The following is a 20,942-nucleotide window of genomic DNA, read 5'->3' as shown; positions in this document are numbered from 1 at the left end:
AGAATCAATATAAAAAATGATGGTGATCATCTTTGCAAAGATAGATAAAAATTGCTAAGGAGCTAAAATAAAATAGATTTATTCACATAACTTTTGAAAAAGCCAACATCAGAGCGATATGATGTGGCTGACTTAGCCCATCCAAGGAGGAATTAGGATAAGTATACCTGACCGATTCTTACATGCAAAAAGGTAATATCTAAAAAGATGGGGGTATTTTGGCAGATTTGTTGTGAATATTGCCAACAAAACGATAGAATTTTTAAATGATAAAATCTTTTTGGAATTATGAAATCAAATGTTATGTGGATGGAATTGGAATAAAACTGCTAAAAATACTAAATGTGGTATCATTGGGCGTTGCATTGCACAGCATCACTAAAAACACACTTAATGTTTTTTGTGTATAAAAACAAAGAAAGCAACGTGGAGGATATTTTTGTGCACCAATTCCATATTGCATCAAAAAAGGAATTAAAAGGAAACATAGACCTAAAGATGTCATAAATATGATCATGCATTCATCAGTATGCACATGATTGTGCCATCACAATATTGTAAGGTGGTACATCCTATATATTAATGATGAAAACAAAGAAAAATAAAAGAGATCACTTTGAAAGGAAACAAGGGAAGAACACACTGCTAAATGATATGAAAATGTACCATTCAGCTCCTGCAATTTCATCACTAAATAATAGAGAAAGTTTTACGGATTTAATGGTTATCGATTATAGAGAAAGAATGCAATGAAAATTGCGATGGCTGACTTAGACACTGAATTTTATTTTTTCAACTCTTTAAATGAAGATACCTTTCCTGATGACATTTTAGAAAAACTTGATACCCTGTTAATCTGGCGTGCAAAAATAACAGAAAAAACGGCTTTAAAATTGCATAAATGTAAAATAGCAGTACGACTTGACATTGATTATGACCAAGTAGACTATGAAGCGCTCCAAAAGCATGAGGTAGAATTTGCTAATAACCCTTTATTGTATAGATAGAGTGGCTAGTACTGCATTGACCATAATTTTAGAGGGCTGCAGACAGGTCTTTAGACATAATGATTTAGCAAAAACATGGCAAAAGAACAATCTTAACGCATTCAGTTCAAAGCAGAAAAAATTGGATTGATTGGCTTTGGTAAAATAAGAAAAGCAACGCTAGAACGTTTAGGGCCTTTCGGCTTTAAAGTGTTGGTCTTTAATCCGTAATACATTGATGAAGATCTTGCTGAGTCACTTAATTTCAAAATCCTCGAAGATACTAATTATCTTCTAGAAAAATCTGATGTGGTATCCACTGCACTGCCCTCTCACAAAAAACAACCGGAATGATTCAGTATTCCTTAACAAAATGGAGAAAAAAAGCATCTTAGTGAGCGCAGCAAGGAGTAAAATCCCCTTTTTACAATAAGCTGCACTACTAAAAATTTTCTCATATTTTTGTCTGTCTATCGCTATTAATATCGATATTTTGTTTTCTCCCAAGACATATATTGTCACCAATTATTCCTCGTTCTTTCTGTATAACTGAACTATGGGTTAATCTCTTGTACTTTTAAACTTTAATAAATTAAAATGAAGTTTTAGATCCCGCTTTGCTGATGCTACCCCTTCCTGAAAATGATTAGCAAAACGCTATGATGCAGTTCTGTTGCTATTTTCTTCCCTAAATCAATGAAGAAACGATAAATAAAAAGCACTTCAATATCATAAACATAACACTGTCAGACAAAATGGTTTTTAAAGCTCTATGTGAAGAAACTTTATAGCACATAGCCAAAATTTTAAGCAGTACCATACCATCACAAGCCTTATCTTTATCAATAGGAATTAAGTAATGTTTAAAGAAATAGTTGAAAATAAGACAATATTCAGAAATAATAATTGACATTAATAATTTATAAGATGGTACTATGTTATTATTTAAATATCATCTAACTATTTAAATACGCTAAACCATCTAAAAAATCATATGAATATCAGATTCGTAAAATATGTATTTATGAAATTCAAAATACCTTATTACTGCGAAAATGCATCCTATATAATAATAAAATAGCTGTGGAGATATTTTTATGCTAAACGCACAAACCAATTTAATTATAATTACTTATCCTATGATTAAAATGTTAAGGCAGTTTTCAATCATTATTTTTTTAATATTTTTGCCATTTTTAAGTGGATGTGGATTTAATACGATACCAACAAATGAAGAAAAAGCACACGCAGCATGGAGTCAAGTATTGAGCCAGTATCAGCGCCGTGCAGATCTCATTCCCAATCTCGTAGAAACTGTAAAAGCCTACGCAAATCATGAGAAAACTGTTTTTACTAATGTTATTGAAGCACGTGCCAAAGCAATGCAAGTAAACATTAATGCAGATATGTTGAATAACCCGCAAATTATGCAGCAATATCTTGACAATCAAGCAAATTTGTCAAGCGCACTTTCGCGTCTTATGGCTGTTGTCGAAAACTATCCTAACCTCAAAGCAAATCAAAATTTTCTTTCTCTTCAATCACAATTAGAAGGAACTGAAAATCGTATCTCTGTTGCGCGCCGTGATTATATCGAATCAGTACGTATATACAATACGACACTAAAAACAATGCCAACACTGATCTGGGCAAAGCTATGGTTTCGTGATGCTAAACCTATGCCTACTTTTACTATTGATGCCGATAATCAACAAACACCAAAGGTGAATTTTAATTAATGAAATCATTTCAATGTTCTATACAACGCAGTGTTTTTCCGGGCTTATGGGCTCTTTTTTACACTTTATGTTTGATCGTTGCATTGGAAAGTATCACTTACGCGCAGACCAAATTTCCTCCGTTAACCGGCTATATCAACGATGTAGCTCATTTGCTTGATAATGCAACAAAGGAAAATTTAACAGAAAAACTGGCTGTACTTGAAGAAAAAACGGGAGATCAAATTGTTATTGTAACTCTCCCTACCCTTTCAGGAAGCGATATAGAGACATACAGCAATTCTCTTTTCCGCGCATGGCGATTAGGTCAAAAACAGATCAATAACGGTGTATTACTCGTCATTGTACCGAGCGAGCGTGAAGTGCGTATTGAGGTGGGCTATGGTTTGGAAGGAGAGTTAACGGATGCTATTTCCGCAGTTATCATTAATAACTTTGTTCTTCCAAATTTCCGTGAAGGAAATTATCAAAAAGGAATTGTCGAAGCAGTTCATGCAATCATCAAAGTTATTACAGAAAATGATTCTGATTTTTCTTTTAGAATCAAGATGAAAGCTAAAGTTATTGAAGAACAAAAGAAAAAGTCTGAAAAAGAAAAAATAGCAATCAATATAATTATGTTTTTTATCTTTTTTATAATGGTTAGTTTACCCATTCTTGCAATGATTTTTGGTAAAAAGGTGGGGCCACAAAAATATCTTTGGATGGGTATCATTTTCACACCTTGGTTTTTAAGTTTAAATGCTATCAGCAGACGTTCTGGTGGAATATTTGACGGTCATTCAGGAGGCGGAGGATTTAAAGGTGGCGGTGGATCTTCAGGTGGTGGTGGTGCGACAGGAAGATGGTAAAATGAGTGCAAACTTTAATTCACCACCATATTATATTAATTTTAATGCAAAATTTCATATCTTACTCTGTAATCCTTTTACTAAATACAACATAAACTCAAACACAAAAATAAATATTGCTCATGGCATTTGAATTGAAACATACCGATCGTAATCACTTACCACATTACTTTAAAACAATCCCCGATAATCCACCAATTGAATGGAAAATAAGTAATAACTTGATTGAATACCCTGAAGCACTGCGTTATATGCAAGATCGTGTAGAAAACATTCTTGCAAAAAATGCACGTGAACAAGTTTGGCTTCTTGAACACCCTTCTCTTTATACAGCTGGTACAAGTGCGAATAAAAAAGATCTTTTAACTCCCCATTTATTCCCCGTTTATGAGGCTGGTCGTGGCGGTGAATTTACATATCATGGCCCAGGACAACGTATTGCTTATGTTATGCTTGATCTTAAACGTCGAAAACAAGACATCCGTGCTTTTATTGGTGCATTAGAGGAATGGATCATACAAATGCTTGCGAAATTTAATATTAAAGGTGAACGTCGCGAAGATCGAGTTGGCGTCTGGATTAAACGATCTCATTGCTCATCGACACAAAACAGAAACTCTCCCGAAGATAAAATCGCTGCTATCGGCATTCGTGTACGCAAATGGGTAAGCTTTCATGGAGTTTCCATCAATGTTAATCCTAATTTAGCGCATTACTCAGGAATTGTTCCTTGTGGAATCACAAATTACGGTGTAACCAGTTTTCTTGATCTAGGTTTCCCTGTAACAATGTACGATATTGATATTGCTCTAAAACAAGCATTCGAACAAATTTTCGGTTCAACAATTAATGTATCCTGAGTGCATTGATTTTTAAATGAAAAAAATGCATAAAATCTATTGTAATTAGATTTTACTTTATGAGGTGGATAATCAAACGCCATGAGCGATAACAGCAAAGATCTTTTCAGTATTTTAAATAATGTTCAGTCTCGGGTCAATATAAAGAAAAAAGGTCTGCAATCCCCAGTGAATTCGGAGGCAATGACTTCGAAAAATAATACAAAAGAAGATAGCTATAACGCTCATTCTATTCGGATTCTTGAAGGCTTAGAGCCTGTACGTCTACGCCCTGGAATGTATATTGGTGGAACAGATAGTAAAGCACTTCATCATTTATTTGCTGAAATTATTGATAATGCGATGGATGAAGCCGTTGCTGGTTATGCAGACTTAATTGATGTATCCTTAGATGAAAACGGTTATTTAACGGTGACAGATAACGGGCGCGGAATACCTATCGAAAATCATCCTCAAATGCCTGAAAAATCCACTCTTGAGGTCATCATGACACAACTCCATTCAGGTGGAAAATTTGATGATAAAGCCTATCAAACTGCTGGTGGACTTCATGGAGTAGGAATTTCTGTCGTCAATGCTCTTTCTGATGATATGGAAATTGAAGTAGCACGTGAACGAAAACTTTACCGGCAACGCTTTTCGCGCGGTATTCCGCAATCGGGATTAGAAGATTTGGGTGATGTTTATAATCGCCGTGGCACGCGCGTTCGTTTTCATCCTGATAGTAAAATTTTTGGTGAAAAAGCAGCTTTTGAACCAGAAAAAGTCTATAAGATGGCACGCTCTAAAGCTTACCTTTTTGGTGGTGTAAAAATACGCTGGAACTGCGATCCTGTCATACTTGAAGGCACAAAAAATATTCCTGAAAAAGCTATTTTCCACTTTCCTGATGGGCTTAAAGATTATTTACTCTCGTCACTAAAAGATGAATATCGGATCACATCAGAAATTTTTTCTGGTAGAACGAAACAGTGTAATGGTCATGGCTCTGTTGAATGGGCTGTCGCTTGGCATGGTGGTGATGCCTGCATACAATCTTACTGCAATACTATTCCTACTGGAGAAGGTGGAACACATGAAACAGGACTACGGCAAGCCCTCTTGCGTGGCTTGAAATCTTACGCTGAATTGGTAGGAAACAAACGCGCTGCTATCATTACGTCCGATGATGTTATGATTTCAACCGCTGCAGTACTTTCAGTCTTCATAAAAAATCCTGAATTTGTTGGACAGACAAAAGATCGATTAGCATCAATCGAAGCACAGCGTATTGTTGAGAATGCAATACGTGATCCTTTCGATCATTGGCTGATAACTTCTCCACAAGAATCAACAAAACTTCTTGATTGGGTTATTGAACGTGCTGAAGAACGCGTTAAAAGACGTCAAGATAGAGAAGTAAATCGAAAAACTGCTGTACATAAATTACGTCTACCCGGGAAACTCGCAGATTGTAGCCAAAATTCCGCCTCTGGTGCTGAATTGTTCATTGTTGAAGGTGATTCCGCTGGTGGTTCCGCTAAACAAGCACGAAATAGAGCAAACCAAGCAATTTTACCCCTTCGTGGAAAAATCTTAAATGTGGCCAGTGCCGCACACGAAAAAATGAACTCAAGCCAAACAATCAGTGATTTGATACTTGCTCTTGGATGTGGAACTCGTGCTAAGTATCGTGAAAAAGATCTAAGATATGAACGTATTATCATTATGACAGATGCAGATGTTGATGGTGCTCATATTGCTTCACTCCTTATTACCTTCTTCTTTCAAGAAATGCCCGATCTTATTCGTCAGGGACATTTATACCTTGCCGTGCCTCCTCTTTACCGAATTTCACAAGAAGGAAAAGTCGCTTATGCACGTGATGATGCTCATAAGGAAGAATTACTAAAAACGGAATTCACAGGAAAAACTAAAATCGAAATTGGGCGTTTCAAAGGGCTTGGAGAGATGCGTGCTGAACAGCTTAAAGAAACCACTATGAATCCTCAAAAGCGTACACTATTACGCGTTTCTATCGATGCTATAGAAATGCAAGAAACGAAACGTATAGTAGAAAATCTCATGGGGACAAAGCCAGAAGCAAGATTTCAATTCATACAAAAAAACTCTACTTTTGTTTCTAATTTAGATATATGATTTCTATAGAATATCTCTCTCAAACCACTGCTGCTGCGTCAATTACGCGTAGTTGTGGGTTGATAGCCCCATTCCAATAATTCAAACTGAGATTACCAGCCAAATGGATCATTTCACCAATATTTTTAGAAAGGAAATCACCAAGCGATGTTCCAATAGCACGAAAAGCTATTCCTTGCAGTTTCTTTCCTTCAATATTAGACATAACAAGGCGAAGATGCCCTCTACCAACCTCATACAGATTAATTAATCGATGAGAGGGAAGAACAAAGACAGGTGTTGTATTTCCTGAACCGAATGGTCCTGCTTTTTCTATCATATCAAAAAGCGCTTTATTGGCTCCAGCAGCAGAAAGGCAACCATCTATACTAAGAGACTTTTTAGCACGCAATTCAGAAACTTTTAAAGAAATTTTTTCTTCCATCCATTCCCGAAAAGTTTCAATTTTTGTCGATTGGATTGTGATCCCTGCTGCCATACTATGTCCCCCACCCTTTTCTAATAAATTTAATGTAACAGCTTCACGAACAATTGCCCCCAAATCTATGCCACTAATTGAGCGTCCCGACCCTACTCCACTTCCATCTTCTTTCAAAGCAATTGCAAAAACAGGACAAAAAAAACGCTCTTTTAGACGTGATGCAAGAATACCGATAATTCCTGGATGCCATTCTTGATGAGCAATAACAAGTGACAACGGTGTTTTTTGCTCTTGATAAAGGGAATCGATGTAAGACTCTGCTTGCGCTAATTGGATTCCTTCCATTTCTTGGCGTTCTTGGTTAAGCTGATCTAATTGTTCTGCTATTCTATCAGCTTCATCTGTATCATCACAGCAGAGCAAACGTGCTCCCAAAGCCTGATCTCCAATACGCCCTCCTGCATTAATTCTAGGACCTAACAAAAAACCTAAATGAAAGCTATTAAGCGGCTCACCTATACGCGCAACCTTTGTTAAAGCTGCTGTTCCAGGATTATGCATAGAACGCGCAATTTGGAGCCCTTTAACCACAAAAGCACGATTAATACCCCGTAACGGTACAACATCACATATGGTCGCCAATGCAACAAAATCAAGCATACTTAAAAGGTCAGGGAGCTTCCCTCCAAACTTCTTCTCTCGCAATAAATGATTAACCCATACTAACGTAACAAAGACAACGCCAGCGGCACATAAATGCCCCTGTCCAGAAAAATCATCGGGGCGATTAGGATTGACAAGAGCGACAGCTTCTTGATGAACCTCTGACATTTGATGATGATCTAAAACTATAACATCAGCGCCTGCAAGTCTTGCTGCTTTTATCGCATCTGGACTGTTTGCTCCACAATCAACGGTGATAATTAAATGAGCACCTTCTTGCACGAGCATTCTCATTGCTTGTTCGTTTGGACCATATCCTTCAACAATACGATCAGGAATATAAATTTTTATTTCCATATCAAAATAACGGAAAAAACGTGTTACGAGTGCTGATGAACAAGCACCATCAACGTCATAATCGCCAAAAACGGCAACCTTTTCTTGATGCAAAACAGCTTTAACAATGCGCTCTGCTGCACATTGCATATCCGTAAAGCTTTTTGGATCAGGCATTAAATCGCGCAACGTTGGATTGATAAAAGCAACAGCCTCAGATTCATCAACATCTCTTGCCGAGAGAACACGCGCTAACGTATCTGGAAAACCAAATTTTTGAGAAATAGCGCGCGCATTATTTATTCCTCGAATATCAAGGGCATCTAACCAAGCCTGACCACAAGCAGAAGATTCAACATTAAGAAAATAACGGGAATGGTGCATCGCCGTTTATTCTACAATGAAAGCGAATAAAATACAATCAATAGTTAGAAATAAAGCACTCTTCCGGAATATCCATTCTAGCTTAAAATTTGTATAAGTATCACAAAATTCGTAGTACTTTAATACCTCAAATATAAAGCTCTGTTTTATAAGTTTTTATTTTCTCTTGACGCACATCAAAAGACATTATATCAGAGTGATATGGTATGCGTTAGATGTCACTATGCTAGCAGTTTTTTTTAACGCAAAGAAGAAAAAATACCCTCAACATGAAGGGGTTTTAATAGAGGATGCTTTTATGGCAACTTTTTCACAAAAGCCAACTGAAGTGGTGAAAAAATGGGTTATTATTGACGCAGAGAACCTTGTTTTAGGTCGTCTCGCCACATTTGTTGCTAGCCGCTTACGGGGCAAACATAAAGCTACATTTACTCCACATGTTGATGATGGTGACAATGTTATTGTGATCAATGCAGATAAGATAGCTCTTACCGGAAAAAAATATACAGATAAAAAATATTATTGGCATACCGGATATATTGGTGGAATCAAAGAGCGAACAGCGCGACAGATTCTTGGAGGACGTTTTCCTGAACGCGTTGTTGAAAAAGCCGTGGAGCGCATGATTCCTCGTGGACCACTTGGTCGTCGCCAATTAAAGAATTTACGTGTTTATGCTGGAATCCAACACCCGCATGCAGCACAACAGCCCGAAGCTCTTGACGTTGGTGCTTTAAACCGCAAAAACAAAAGGATTGCTTGATTATGGCTGAAATTAATTCTCTTTCCGAGCTTGGTGCAGTAACAAATATTGTAGAAGCTAATGAAAATATCGCTCCTGTTCATATCCAGAAGCTTGATTCACAAGGACGTGCCTATGCAACAGGGAAACGTAAAGATGCTGTTGCTCGCGTATGGATTAAACCAGGCTCTGGGAAAATCATCATTAACAATAAGGAATTTGACAAGTATTTTGCGCGTTCTGTTCTGCGAATGATTCTTCGGCAACCAATCGTTGCAACTAACAGGGATGGCCAATTCGATGTTGTCGCAACCGTTGCCGGCGGTGGTCTTTCTGGACAAGCCGGTGCGGTGCGCCATGGTATTTCCAAAGCTTTAACCTATTACGAGCCAGAACTTCGTATACTATTGAAAAGAGGTGGATTTCTTACCCGTGACAGCCGTGTTGTTGAACGTAAAAAATATGGTAAAGCGAAAGCGCGTCGTTCTTTTCAATTCTCAAAGCGCTAATTTCAACTTTTGTGCAATACATCTTTTGTGCAATACATCAAGCCTCATTTTGCGGGGCTTTTTGCTTGTCGAAGCATTTTTCTAAAAAAAACAGAGTAGCTTACTCTTCATTTATCGTGAAAAAAATTTAAGGAATAGAACGATCATTCGTTTTTTCTTGATAGGTAAGTGCTCAAAAGGGGTTGATCGGAAATACTTGGATTAGCATTTAGGATCTGTGCTTCAGCAGTTCAGATCTATTTGCGCACCCGTTTACAAAAAATATTCATGATACAGCTGCAATTCTCTCATTTACTCTTTTTACCATTCTTTAGCATATCCTCAGTCCAAAAAGTGCTTTACCATTGTGATAAAATGGGGGACGGAAATAGGTTTTGACATATATTCTTCACATCCACTTGCACGAATTCTTTCTTCATCCCCTTTCATAGCAAAAGCTGTTACCGCAACAATGGGGATAGATCTAAGTTCCTCATCTTCTTTTAATTGTTTAATAACGTCGATCCCTGATACCTCAGGTAACTGAATATCCACTAGAATGAGAGAGGGCATTGATGAACGAGCTAATTCTAATGCCATAAGACCATTACGGGTTTCGACAGTTTCGTAGCCACTCGCCTCTACAAGATCACGAAATAACTTCATATTCAGTTCGTTATCTTCTACGATCATGACTTTTTTTGACATTAATATAACTCCACCCTTCTGAGATAAGATAGACAAATAAAAATTAATACACATTCCTCCCAGCCTAGGATAAAATGATAAAAAAAATTGTAAACCACAAAGAAATGAAATAACGCCCTATAAAAGCATTTTTTTGCAAATATTTGTATTGCTAAATGTGGCACTTCTTCAGTTCATAAAAAGAGAGTTTTTATAACCATAGGCCTTTATCATCACATGTTTTTTATTGGCACGTAAAGTTTCATAGCACCAACTCACACCCTATATCATTTTTATCGTAGATAAAAATATCGATCATGAAAATTAACTTAAATACATATTTTGAATAGAAAAAAATAATTCCTCCGGAATTATTTATATGCACAGATTCTTTAGTCAGTAAGAAATCAAAATAAAAAATTGTCTATGGATTTTAAACAAGGTTCTAGAATAGATTACACAATGCAATTAACGCATTGTAAAATGCAAAAGTGGTGGCAACACTAGAAAATAGAAAATTTTATTATAAATACCCGCTCTCTCCTCGCCATTTATTTCCTTCCTTTGTTTTTTAAAAGGTTTTTGTGAAAAGATATGAATTGCATGCAAAAAATCTTACTTTTTTAATCTATATACTATCAACCGCATTATTTTTATCAATAATAATCAATAACATCTATACAGCTATTGACTATTTCATAACATCAGATAAAAGTGCTACTTTTATATTTACTGGAAGATACATTGTAAATATTTATTATACTATTTTCTTATTAAATTGAGAATAAATAGATGAGATTATTAATAAATATTTTGTATAGTAGTATTTATAATTAAAAAATATTAAAAATATACACAACGAATTATTTTTTAAATTAAAATAAAATTATATAATTATTATATTACTGAATATCTATTTTAAAACTTATTTGTATAAATAAAAAATATATACGTCAATAAATATTTTTAATAAAAGAAAAGTGAATATCAAAATTAAAGTAAATATTTAAAATAATAATTTTACAATAACATTGATAAGATTAAACATAAAAAGAGATGATGCGATCATCTTTTGATGACTGCTAGCACGCATGAGAAACTGGTTAAATTTTCTCATCTCAGTATCAGAACTATCAATATCATGAATCTTATGAAATTGAAGATGTTGATAAATAAGATAAATCTGCGGGTCAAAAACAAAACCTTCATCCCCTGTCGTAAATCCTTTTCTAGCAGACAAAGCAATGTTCAGAGGTTTTGCTTCTAACGCTACTGTTTTTTCCATGTACGGATAAAAAAATCGCCTCTCAATAAACCATAAAATCAAAAAGCATCCACATAAAAATCTGCATCATGCGCTAGTCATCAATAGCTAATTCTAATGATGACAAACCATCGTGGGTTAGCAAAGCTATTTTTTATATCGAATACATAATGATACACAAATATACCCACGCAGTCTAAACGTCAATGATAGCATTGCTAATCTGAAAGCTAAACGACTTCACTTGGATTTGAATTAAGAGAGCTATTGTTTTTATCTCTTTCACCCATTCGTGTTTCTCATCCAATTACTTTTCTGAAGATGTACGTGATGCTGATGATCGCTTTTGTAAAGCTTTTTTCATTTGTTGATGTTTTCTATTATTCTCAAAATGCGTTACCAAATCACGTTCCTTTTTTGTTGCATTACTCACACCAAAGGTATCATTATCCATAAACTACTGATATCCTGCCATCATGAGATTTGCTAAAAAAGAATTATTTTTTGGAGATTATATAAAATAAATTCTCTCTGAATCTTGTAATTTATACCGATACTCTGCTTTTTTCATGCACTCATAAATTGAGACAAATTCACTCGCATACGAGTCCATATCTTGAGGAGAAGAATAAATCGTTTCCATCCACATTTTGATAATGCTTGTTGGATCTTAGGTTGATCAGCACCGGGTTTTTCCCATAATGCTGAAATTGATGGGAATGGTTGGTTAATACATCAAACCATAATTAACAGAGCTATTCCACCCAATAATTTCAAGATTTTTTTCATTTTCTCCCTCCCTCAACAGATCTATTTACAACGAAATGGCTTGGTAAGCCTACTAATATTTTTGTTCCCACTGTCCAAAATAACTATGGATATAATGCACATAGTAGATGAAGGAAATAACCTTGCACTCTCATAAAAAAATAGTGTAAGGATTGTTAATCATTACCAGCAACAAGGTTTAAGTCTGGCATTTAAGACCATTTTTATATTTTTTACAGTGGATACTATTTCAGTGCTTCTTGACACTTCGCTGTAGAGTAGAAGTGCTGGGATGAAAAATGGAAAAGTTCTCGACCTTATAAATAATTTTTATACCGCCTTCTCTTTTTATCTCTGTAGCAGAATCCTTCTTGAAGCACATAAACATCAATGCTTTCCCATGCATTGTTGATTAGATTTTTATTTTCTTTATCAAAACCATACGATGCTGATTAACTACATTCTAACAGTACTTTTATTACCTCAGAAAAATCTGCACAAGATTTCTTCCATATATTCAAAGTACTCTACAGGAGACTTATTAAACTGACATCCATGATAGTTAACAAAACTATTGCATTCACAATCTTAAAGTTTATTTCATTTTCCTTTTCTCGAATGAATTTGTACACGATGAGGTAAACCGTAGAGCTGCGTACATCTTGGTTTTCCACTTCCAAGACAACTATGAACATTGACAGGATTAGTTATTGTTTTGAATGTCTCTATTAACCCGTTACTGTCAGCAGGTATCTGTTCAAAAGTATAAGGATTTCTTCCAATCCATCTTCCAACAAAGTCATATTTGTGATTTTCTAAACCGACACTCATTTTTTTTCCATCACTCAATCTCTCTAACGTATCCGCCATGGATTGAGCGTTAAAAGCCGGTCCAAAAAGATTAACTGTTGTTTTTCCTGCTAACCTGCGTTTACCCTTTTGATCTAGAGATTGCAGAGCGTTGCCCACTGTCATGCTGCCACGGCTATGGGCATCAAAATGCAATCCATCATTGCCATTGAGAATCACTAAATTCTGCACTTTCCTTGTCGAATTGCTTAAACCAAAAAAGTTATTTTCCATAAATTTCTGGTAACCCGCTATCATAAGCTCTGATAAGACTGTGTTGCTTTTGGGGAAGTGTACAAAATAGTGTGGTTCATTGTTATTGTCTGCATGCTGAAGTGTATAAGCAGCCGCCTTATTTGCCGAAGTAAAAATTCCATTTATAAAAATATGGATTTTACCATCAGATCCTGCCTGTAAACTCTGCTTTTCTTCAGGCGTTAAATAATGATATTGAGGAAAAACCCGCCCCCTTTTATCTTTTAAATAGATAACCTTTCCCTTTTCATCGCGATCAATAACAGCGATAGGGTGCTCTTTGATAAACATGGTTCTATAAGCCTCATCACTGTATTGAAATCCTTTTTCCAACAATTGTATTTTCATTTCACGGTTTTCTCGAGCTATCTGTTCTAGCTTTTCTACATCCAGCCGTTCTATATCCTGACGAGCTTCAGTTGTATTGCGATTAAGGGAAGCTATCCTTTGATCGGCTATTTGCCCCGTCAACGCCTCCTGTTCGATTTCATTTGTAATGATAACCGTACCATTGCTGATAGCAGACTTGGTTTCTCCCTCCACTAAATCATGAAATTTTCCGTGGTTAAAAGCATTTTTTGCAAGGTTTTTTGCAATACCATATTTTCCCTGTTGCAATGCTCCACCCGCTGAAATGCTGATCTCATCGCTGTTTGCTTGAGCCTTTGCACTGGTGGCAATATCACTGGTCGTTATAGTCGCTGTTGTCAGAGTGTTTTTATCTGCAGAAGCAATACTGTCAATAATGCCACTGGTGAGAGTTGTTTTACCTGTAACAGTCATATCAAAGCCTTGCTCACCAGCTTTAATCCCTGATTGTTCCAGAATGTTCTCATAATGGCTAAACGATTTGTTTTTTAACCAATTGCCGTTTATGTTTGCTGTATCGGTATTTTCTTCGTCATGATGACGAACAGAAGCAAATTTCTGAACGTTAAATGTTTGACTATTATCGCTGCGGCTAGCAATGGTAAAATCGCCGCCAATGTTGGCTTTTATACTCTTTCCAGAAACAACTGCACCACTTAATGTTGTACCTGTCCCACTAGTGATGCGAATATTCCCCGTACCTGAAAGATTGCTATTCTTGTGTTGAACGCTCTCGTCAGACTTCTTTTGTTGGTTGAAAAAACCGTTACCCACCAAACTCATACCACCCTTTCCATAGCTGTATCCAAAATTTATGGAAGCACTTCGCGATTTAGTTGTGCTTTTTTGCACATTTTGCGCACTTTCAAGAGTGATATTTTGTCTTGCTTTCAGAATGATTTCTTTACTGTGTTCATTATTATGCTCACCATTGTTTGGGATATAAGCAGAATTTGCACCAATAATAACATCTGCTCCAACACCATGAATGGTCCCTTTGTTGGCTTCAATACTCACAGCACGTTTAGCTTCTATTTTGTCTGTTACCGCCACTGAGGCATGAGAAGACGCCTCTATTTTAGAGGATATAAAATCTACTGTAACGCTAGAGGAAACATTTTCTGTATTGAGAAAAATATCCTTTGTTGTTTCACCTTTTATCCCATTGTAAAGATTTTTACCTTTGTTATAGAAATCATCGCCTTTGGTATTGGCAATAGTACCGTTGTTGATTTCGTCTTTACTCTCTCCATGTTTAAAATGCATTGCTACATCTTCCATATCCTTTACAGTGCTCAAAAAATCAGCGTTGACAACAACTTTAACCCCTGCAAACAAAGTGTCATGCATTTCGTTAGCGTTAAAAACATTATGATTTGCCAACAGCGTGACATCGTTGCCTGCATAAACATTGACATCACGATCAGCAAAAATATCTGTCGCTTGCAAATGGGCATTATGTTTTGCGCTGATCTGCACATCTCGTCCTGCTGCAAAGCCAGCTTGATTCGCAAAATTTTCCTCTTTATGTCCTTTGTCCATCGATGAAGAAATTCCAACACTGAATGGAATATTGCTGCGATTTTCTTTAAAATGAATGCCAAAATCGGAGTGCTTTTCTTCAAAATTCATCGAATGGATTTTGTGCCCAGCAATAACACTAATATCATGCGCAGCAGAAAAAATAAGGTCTCTGCTTGCTGTAAGGTCAGAACTCCCCACTATCAAATCTGATTTTTCTGCAATGATGTTGACAGTACCACCAGCAACTATTGAAGTTACTTTATGCGCACCTGTTTTGTCTGTTTGTGTTTGCGCTTTTCTCCCCCATAGTGATAAAGAGCTGGAATTTGCACCAACCCAAAGGCCAGAATTACGCTTTTCTGATTGAACATTATAGTGCTCTTCCATTCCGATGATTGAAACACCTGCTCCAGTTACAGTAATGTCTTGACCAGCAAAGAGTTTTGACCCTGAAATCATCGTATCCTCTTTTGCTTCCATAACAATATCACCCTTTGCAATAAAACCAGAAGAAAGCGTTGTTAACTGTTTCTGAAATTGGTTTGAAGATTGCCTTCTCAAAAATCCACTTTTTGATAATTCTTTTTGCTGATTAAACCGCTCCTGCTTTCCTGTTATGATAATGTTACCGCCAGATACAATGGAAATATTAGCAGCCAAACTGTCTTGACTTGTTACATTTTTCATTTTCTCTGCCATACCAACAACAAGCGCTGATCCAATAAATTGAGTATGTCTTCCTGAATCCAATGCTGCTCCTTTACTTCCTGAGATATTTGCGCTCACTATTTGTGCATTTGCAACATTGTTGTGAACTGATTTACTGCCGCCAAACACTCCACCAGTTGTGTGAAGCGATACCTCCCGCTGTAAGCTATTTTCTGTATTTGTGATCAGAATATCATTGCTGGCTTTCAGCCCCACTTTGCCGTCAGAGATAATATTGCTCTGCGTAATGGTGAGATCATGCTGTTTTCCATCTTTCCCCGCAATAGCCATAATATCATCCCCAGCTTTGATAGATGCCCCAACAAAAGCTGACACATGTCTGTCAATTATCATGTTTTGAGTTTGAAGATGATACACCATTTCATCTTTTCTTGCCCCTACGGTTACTTCCTTTTGTGCGTCAAGAGCAATATAACCCTCAGCGTTTAAAGTAGAAGCAGCAACATGAATACCTCGTCCGGATTTGACAGAGATATCTTTTCCAGCACTCAAATAAGAAGTTTTGTGCAACACTAGGCGTGATGTTTCACCATGGGCATTATTGTTTATGCTATTGTGTATAGCCTCCATCACAACATTTCCCTCTGCTTGTAAGTGCAATGTATCGTGAGCTTGAATACAAGAACTTGCAACATTCAAATCTTTTCCTGCTAAAAGCACCATCAAGCTTCCAGAACTCACTTTTGATGGATACTGTTCAACAAAATTACGCTGTCCTATACGGTTGGTAATAGCTGTTGATCCTACAGACAAAGTGCCCTGTTCTGCTGACAGCGCCAACCCGCTCCTTGCTGTAATACACACTCCTGAAGCTATCACATCTTTTTTTGCGCTAGCAACAGCGTTACCACCTGCAAAAACTGCATCAGTTTTTAATGCTGTCTTGATACTATCTACGGTAGCATACCCTGTTTCAAAACGAATGTTTTTATCAGCAACCAAAACAATATTATCACCGGCAGTTAAATGCCCTCCGTGATTGAGAATATTGCCACCCTTGATATACAATTGGTGTGATGCCTTAACTCGCCCTGAATTATTTATCGTTGAATTACTCATATTTTTGGCAATAAGATCCACATTATTTCCTGTTATCAAAGCACCAGAAGAAATGAAAGACGCTCTCTCTTTTTCTGGGATATAAAGTACGGGCGCATAAACATCTATGCCCTTCACTTTTTGGCGCGTATAAATAACCATAGGAATTTCTAGAGAAGTCAATTGTTCTTTGCTTAAAGACTCTCCAAAGGAGAGATGATGGGATTTTACATAATTAACCCCCTTGTCAAGTAAGGTTTTTACCTGTTCAATGGCATCACTTCCAGGAATAAAGGAACCCTTTCCCAAACCTTGACCAACAAGATCACGCAATTGTTTTTCAATCAGTTGCTTTTCAAAATAAGCATCCCCTAAGAAAAAAATCTCCCGATCAGGATTGTAACCAATTCTATTCAAATAATAAGCTGAGCCATAAAACTTGCTAACATCAAGGAAATCTGTTTGAGTTTCATAAAGAAAATTTTGTTTGGGAAAAGTACTATCATCTCCACCCGATTGGAGCTTTGCTAAAGGCAAATCTCTTCCATTGAAAAAAGCGTCACGATTGATTTTCTGGGTAAATAAACCACCACCAGATTCTGTTAGGCTTTTCAATGCTTCTAGCGGATTACCCGCAACCGCCTTTGCTTTAAAATGGGCACTTCCTGCAATGGAACCTTCTGCTGCCTTGTTGTTTATTTGATCAACCACCAAATTGAGAGTTCCCCCCGCGCGAACAAGAGCAGAAACTGTATCTGTGACTACTGAACCGGTATGGCGAAAAGCATCATTTGCTAGATCTAAAGCGCTATTACGACTTCCATCCGCATTATAGGCGTAGCAATTATCTGTACCTGCTTTGCAACCTAGATAGGTATTTTTATAAGTTGTTGCACCTAAATTTATCAGCACACCGGCATAAATATTACTGTTTCCCCCCGCTTCCACAGTGCTATAAAAATTGTCAATGTTATCCGCATGAATAATAAGATCACCTGTAGATTGAATAATACCTTGAACAGTTGGCTTATGTGAAAATCTCTGTGTAACAGTTTTTTCTGTCATGTATGACGAATCATTCCATACATACGTTTGCATGCGATTTTTTCCATGTGCCGCTGCTATTTTCCAGGTGAATGCCTTGTAAAGTGTTCTACCATTCCAAATTAATTTTCCATAGGTTCTCTCTTTTTTACCTAAAATCGCTTCTTCCAAGATAAATTCTCTGTGTTCGGGGAGAGGACCATTAATGTCCCCTTTGCTCAAAAGATCCAATGTTTTTTTGTTAAATAGCTCCACTTCATTAAGTGAAGAGTAATTATCTGGTTTTTCAAATGCAAAGTGCTTGCTTTCAATTTTTTTAGTGTTCACCACAGGTGTACTATCAGCTTCATTTTTCAAACTTTTTGTTTTTATGGTTAAGTTTCCACCTGCTTGAATAAGACCTGCTTTGTTGACAAAAGAAAGGCTCTTGCCGATGCCTTGTGCATTGACGAAAAACAAATTATGCTTTGCCAAAATGGTGCCAAAATCATTCAAAAAAGCACCTTTGACTTTGAGAGCACCATTGCTCCCTGCATAAATTAAGCCCGTTTTATTGTTAATCACATTACCTGTCACGCTAAAGACTAAATCCTGCCCCGATGCCAATTGACCGCTATTTTCAAGCTCCACCGTCTTGATCATGAAATCTCTGGCTGCTAAAATGGAAGTGTCCTGATCCACCATAACGCTTGGAGCAATAAAAACAATGTCTCCAGTCCCACCCTCATCAGTAATTGCCTTCAGCGACGCATGGTGCATCTCAAGGGCATTGGTGCTGTTAAAATCTAGCCCCCCATAAATCAAAGTGCTCTCCGATACATTAATATTATCCGCAATTAAATACAGTGTTTGCAGCGTGTGAATATGAGAACGGTCATTGCTCAAATCTAGTGTTTTTGCTGTCAACCTAACATCCCCACTGATGGACATCTCATTCTTAATACTGATCGCTCCAGACACTGATGTCAGCGTTGCAGTGCCATGACCCATGACCTGATCATAATAAATTTCGTTGCCCGCAAAAATATCAATATTTTTACCACTGACAATCTGCCCAACCTTTGCACCTTTTTGTGCTATGATGGAAAGTGATCCTTTATCATGCAGAACAATATCACCTGTAACGCCGTTAGATCGTGCAAAATCTACACCACTAATAACTGTACCAGCATCAAAACTCTCAGCCGTTAAAACAGCATCGCTACCCGTCATAAGAGAAGAAAAAGCAACTGTCCAGCCACTAATATCTGCCTTATCATAAGCCACAAGTTGGCCAAAACGAACCGACGCTTTTACATCGGGTTGAGTACAAATTGCTACATTGTGATAAGACAAAATCGATTTGGAAACAAAAATCCCTTCATGAGAAACTAGTTTTATATCACCCGCCCCATAGATATTGTCAGATGCAATGCTCCCCTTCACACTTCGTAGATCGACATCGCCCTGTTTCCCCAGAACAATAACACCAGCAGCTGCAGTAGCAGCCATATCAATCCCACCAGCTAAAAAATGCGCCTGTATATTGCCACCAACATGCGCCTTTAAGTTGCTTTCAGCTGACACATGACCATCAACCGTAAGGTTGCCACCTGTTTCAAACGTCAGATCAGCGCCAACATAAAGTTGAGAGACTTTTATACCATGGAGCGAAGACAAATCCATATTTTTCCCCGTCGTCGCTTTCCCGATAATAGATAAAATCCCACTTTGTGCATCTGCTATCAAATGGCCATCAGCACCCAATGTTTCTAAAGCGATACCCTGATGAGCAACAATCTCAACATTCTTTTTTGACATAATGCGCTTTGCTACTACGTTCTTACTTCTAGATTTTAGTATAACACCCCCATGGCCAAAAACATTCTTCAATGAAATTTTTCCATCAGAGGAAAGCTGCAACTGCCCAACATTCGCCGCCATATCATGACGCATCCGAACTGCAACGCCCTTTTCTGTCGCAACAAGTTTGATACGATCCGCCTGCAAAGCCCCTAATGCAGAACCATCTATCGCATATTCCGGTTTGCCGGTAACGTCGGTGAGTCCATTCATTTCACGAAAAGTGTAATCAAAGTGCCCCGTCCCAACCGTTACTCCAATCTCCCTGCCTGCAACAGAACCTTCAAAATGTACAGTCCGTGAAACAATATCGAGAATATCAACCGATCCCTTGCCAGAGAAAAAATTCGCCCCACTACGGCCAAAAGTGATATCTCCTCCTTTCACCTCAAAACCTTTTAGAAAACCAGCGGCATCAATTTGAGGAACACCTGTTGTTAATGTCGCACGAGGGGTATTAATAAATCCACAACCATCACAAGTTATGCCATTGGGATTGGCAATAATAACATCTGCTTTGTGCCCAAAAACTTCCGCAGGACCGTTAAGTGCACTACGTTTTCCACTTGTCACTTCATTTAAAATGACCTTAGCTGAACCAGAAAAACGCAAATGCGGATTTCCCGGCATAATGCCCCCCAATTGTGATTGTCCTACTTTACCCGCATGATTGTTTAGAATAACGCCAGAATTTCCAATATTGAAATCGTAATATTTATTGTGTGATAAGCCCTTGCCATTTGGTGTAACAATATCAATCGAAAGAACCCCATTTGGCGCTGCCACAATATCCAGACGATATGCGCTACCTACATTAGGATCCACAACAATTTGTGCCTGAACCGCTGGAAATTGTAACAGAAAAGGTAAACTAATTCCGCTTATCAAAACCTTTTTGAGCATAGTACTGGATAATAAAATTCCAAACAAAGTTGTTCTTTTTTCTCTCTTATCATATGTCATG

General features: G+C 37.3%; 11 protein-coding genes and 1 pseudogene. 7 read left to right on the top strand and 5 right to left on the bottom strand.

What is annotated here, in order from left to right; genetic code table 11:
- Positions 1–749: 749 nt before the first annotated feature.
- From V4B17_RS02280 to parE, 5 genes are all read left to right on the top strand, one after another.
- A complete protein-coding gene (locus V4B17_RS02280) occupies positions 750–1,007 on the top strand; it encodes a hypothetical protein (RefSeq protein ID WP_455479887.1) in 258 nt (85 codons plus the stop codon).
- 1,076 nt (positions 1,008–2,083) lie between these two features.
- A complete protein-coding gene (locus tag V4B17_RS02275; RefSeq protein WP_455479886.1) occupies positions 2,084–2,725 on the top strand; it encodes a LemA family protein in 642 nt (213 codons plus the stop codon).
- On the top strand, positions 2,725–3,576 hold the full coding sequence (locus V4B17_RS02270; protein ID WP_455479885.1) for a TPM domain-containing protein: 852 nt from the start codon (positions 2,725–2,727) through the stop codon (positions 3,574–3,576). The genes V4B17_RS02275 and V4B17_RS02270 overlap by 1 nt, the downstream gene beginning before the upstream one ends.
- Positions 3,577–3,698: 122 nt before the next feature.
- A complete protein-coding gene (gene lipB, locus V4B17_RS02265) occupies positions 3,699–4,436 on the top strand; it encodes a lipoyl(octanoyl) transferase LipB (RefSeq protein WP_455479884.1) in 738 nt (245 codons plus the stop codon).
- Between the two features lie 81 nt (positions 4,437–4,517).
- Positions 4,518–6,575: a DNA topoisomerase IV subunit B gene (gene parE / locus V4B17_RS02260; RefSeq protein WP_455479883.1), complete on the top strand. Its 2,058-nt coding sequence runs from the start codon at positions 4,518–4,520 to the stop codon at positions 6,573–6,575.
- Positions 6,576–6,594: 19 nt separating this feature from the next.
- On the opposite strand, the gene recJ is transcribed toward parE, so the two are convergent.
- Positions 6,595–8,379: a single-stranded-DNA-specific exonuclease RecJ gene (recJ, locus tag V4B17_RS02255; RefSeq protein ID WP_455479882.1), complete on the bottom strand. Its 1,785-nt coding sequence runs from the start codon at positions 8,377–8,379 to the stop codon at positions 6,595–6,597.
- 298 nt (positions 8,380–8,677) lie between these two features.
- Between recJ and rplM the strand changes: the two genes are divergently transcribed.
- Positions 8,678–9,142 carry a 50S ribosomal protein L13 gene (gene rplM / locus V4B17_RS02250; RefSeq protein WP_455479881.1) on the top strand — a complete coding sequence of 155 codons (465 nt, stop codon included), beginning with the start codon at positions 8,678–8,680 and terminating at the stop codon, positions 9,140–9,142.
- A 2-nt stretch (positions 9,143–9,144) separates the two neighbouring features.
- A complete protein-coding gene (gene rpsI / locus V4B17_RS02245; RefSeq protein WP_455479880.1) occupies positions 9,145–9,630 on the top strand; it encodes a 30S ribosomal protein S9 in 486 nt (161 codons plus the stop codon).
- A gap of 321 nt (positions 9,631–9,951) precedes the next feature.
- Here the strand turns inward: rpsI and V4B17_RS02240 are convergent, their stop codons facing one another.
- From V4B17_RS02240 to V4B17_RS02225, 4 genes and pseudogenes are all read right to left on the bottom strand, one after another.
- The gene (locus tag V4B17_RS02240) at positions 9,952–10,317 is read right to left on the bottom strand and encodes a response regulator (protein ID WP_409361869.1); all 366 of its coding nucleotides are present in this window, start codon (positions 10,315–10,317) and stop codon (positions 9,952–9,954) included.
- Positions 10,318–11,302: 985 nt separating this feature from the next.
- Positions 11,303–11,581 (bottom strand): hypothetical protein, encoded by a 279-nt coding sequence (locus V4B17_RS02235; RefSeq protein ID WP_455479879.1) that lies wholly within the window; start codon positions 11,579–11,581, stop codon positions 11,303–11,305.
- 286 nt (positions 11,582–11,867) lie between these two features.
- Positions 11,868–12,292 (bottom strand): annotated as a pseudogene (locus tag V4B17_RS02230) (hypothetical protein).
- A gap of 636 nt (positions 12,293–12,928) precedes the next feature.
- The gene (locus tag V4B17_RS02225) at positions 12,929–20,941 is read right to left on the bottom strand and encodes a two-partner secretion domain-containing protein (protein ID WP_455479878.1); all 8,013 of its coding nucleotides are present in this window, start codon (positions 20,939–20,941) and stop codon (positions 12,929–12,931) included.
- Position 20,942: the final 1 nt, after the last annotated feature.

The sequence above is a fragment of the Bartonella sp. B23 genome (assembly GCF_053793815.1).
The sequence above is the reverse complement of the archived record's forward strand: the minus strand, read 5'-3'. Positions and strand labels throughout refer to the sequence as shown.

Coding starts and splice junctions, on each gene's coding strand:
- V4B17_RS02280 (WP_455479887.1), top strand. CDS start 750: ATGAAAATTGCGATGGCTGACTTAGACACTGAATTTTATTTTTTCAAC.
- V4B17_RS02270 (WP_455479885.1), top strand. CDS start 2,725: ATGAAATCATTTCAATGTTCTATACAACGCAGTGTTTTTCCGGGCTTA.
- parE (WP_455479883.1), top strand. CDS start 4,518: ATGAGCGATAACAGCAAAGATCTTTTCAGTATTTTAAATAATGTTCAG.
- rpsI (WP_455479880.1), top strand. CDS start 9,145: ATGGCTGAAATTAATTCTCTTTCCGAGCTTGGTGCAGTAACAAATATT.
- recJ (WP_455479882.1), bottom strand. CDS start 8,379: ATGCACCATTCCCGTTATTTTCTTAATGTTGAATCTTCTGCTTGTGGT.
- V4B17_RS02240 (WP_409361869.1), bottom strand. CDS start 10,317: ATGTCAAAAAAAGTCATGATCGTAGAAGATAACGAACTGAATATGAAG.
- V4B17_RS02235 (WP_455479879.1), bottom strand. CDS start 11,581: ATGGAAAAAACAGTAGCGTTAGAAGCAAAACCTCTGAACATTGCTTTG.
- rplM (WP_455479881.1), top strand. CDS start 8,678: ATGGCAACTTTTTCACAAAAGCCAACTGAAGTGGTGAAAAAATGGGTT.
- lipB (WP_455479884.1), top strand. CDS start 3,699: ATGGCATTTGAATTGAAACATACCGATCGTAATCACTTACCACATTAC.
- V4B17_RS02225 (WP_455479878.1), bottom strand. CDS start 20,941: ATGACATATGATAAGAGAGAAAAAAGAACAACTTTGTTTGGAATTTTA.
- V4B17_RS02275 (WP_455479886.1), top strand. CDS start 2,084: ATGCTAAACGCACAAACCAATTTAATTATAATTACTTATCCTATGATT.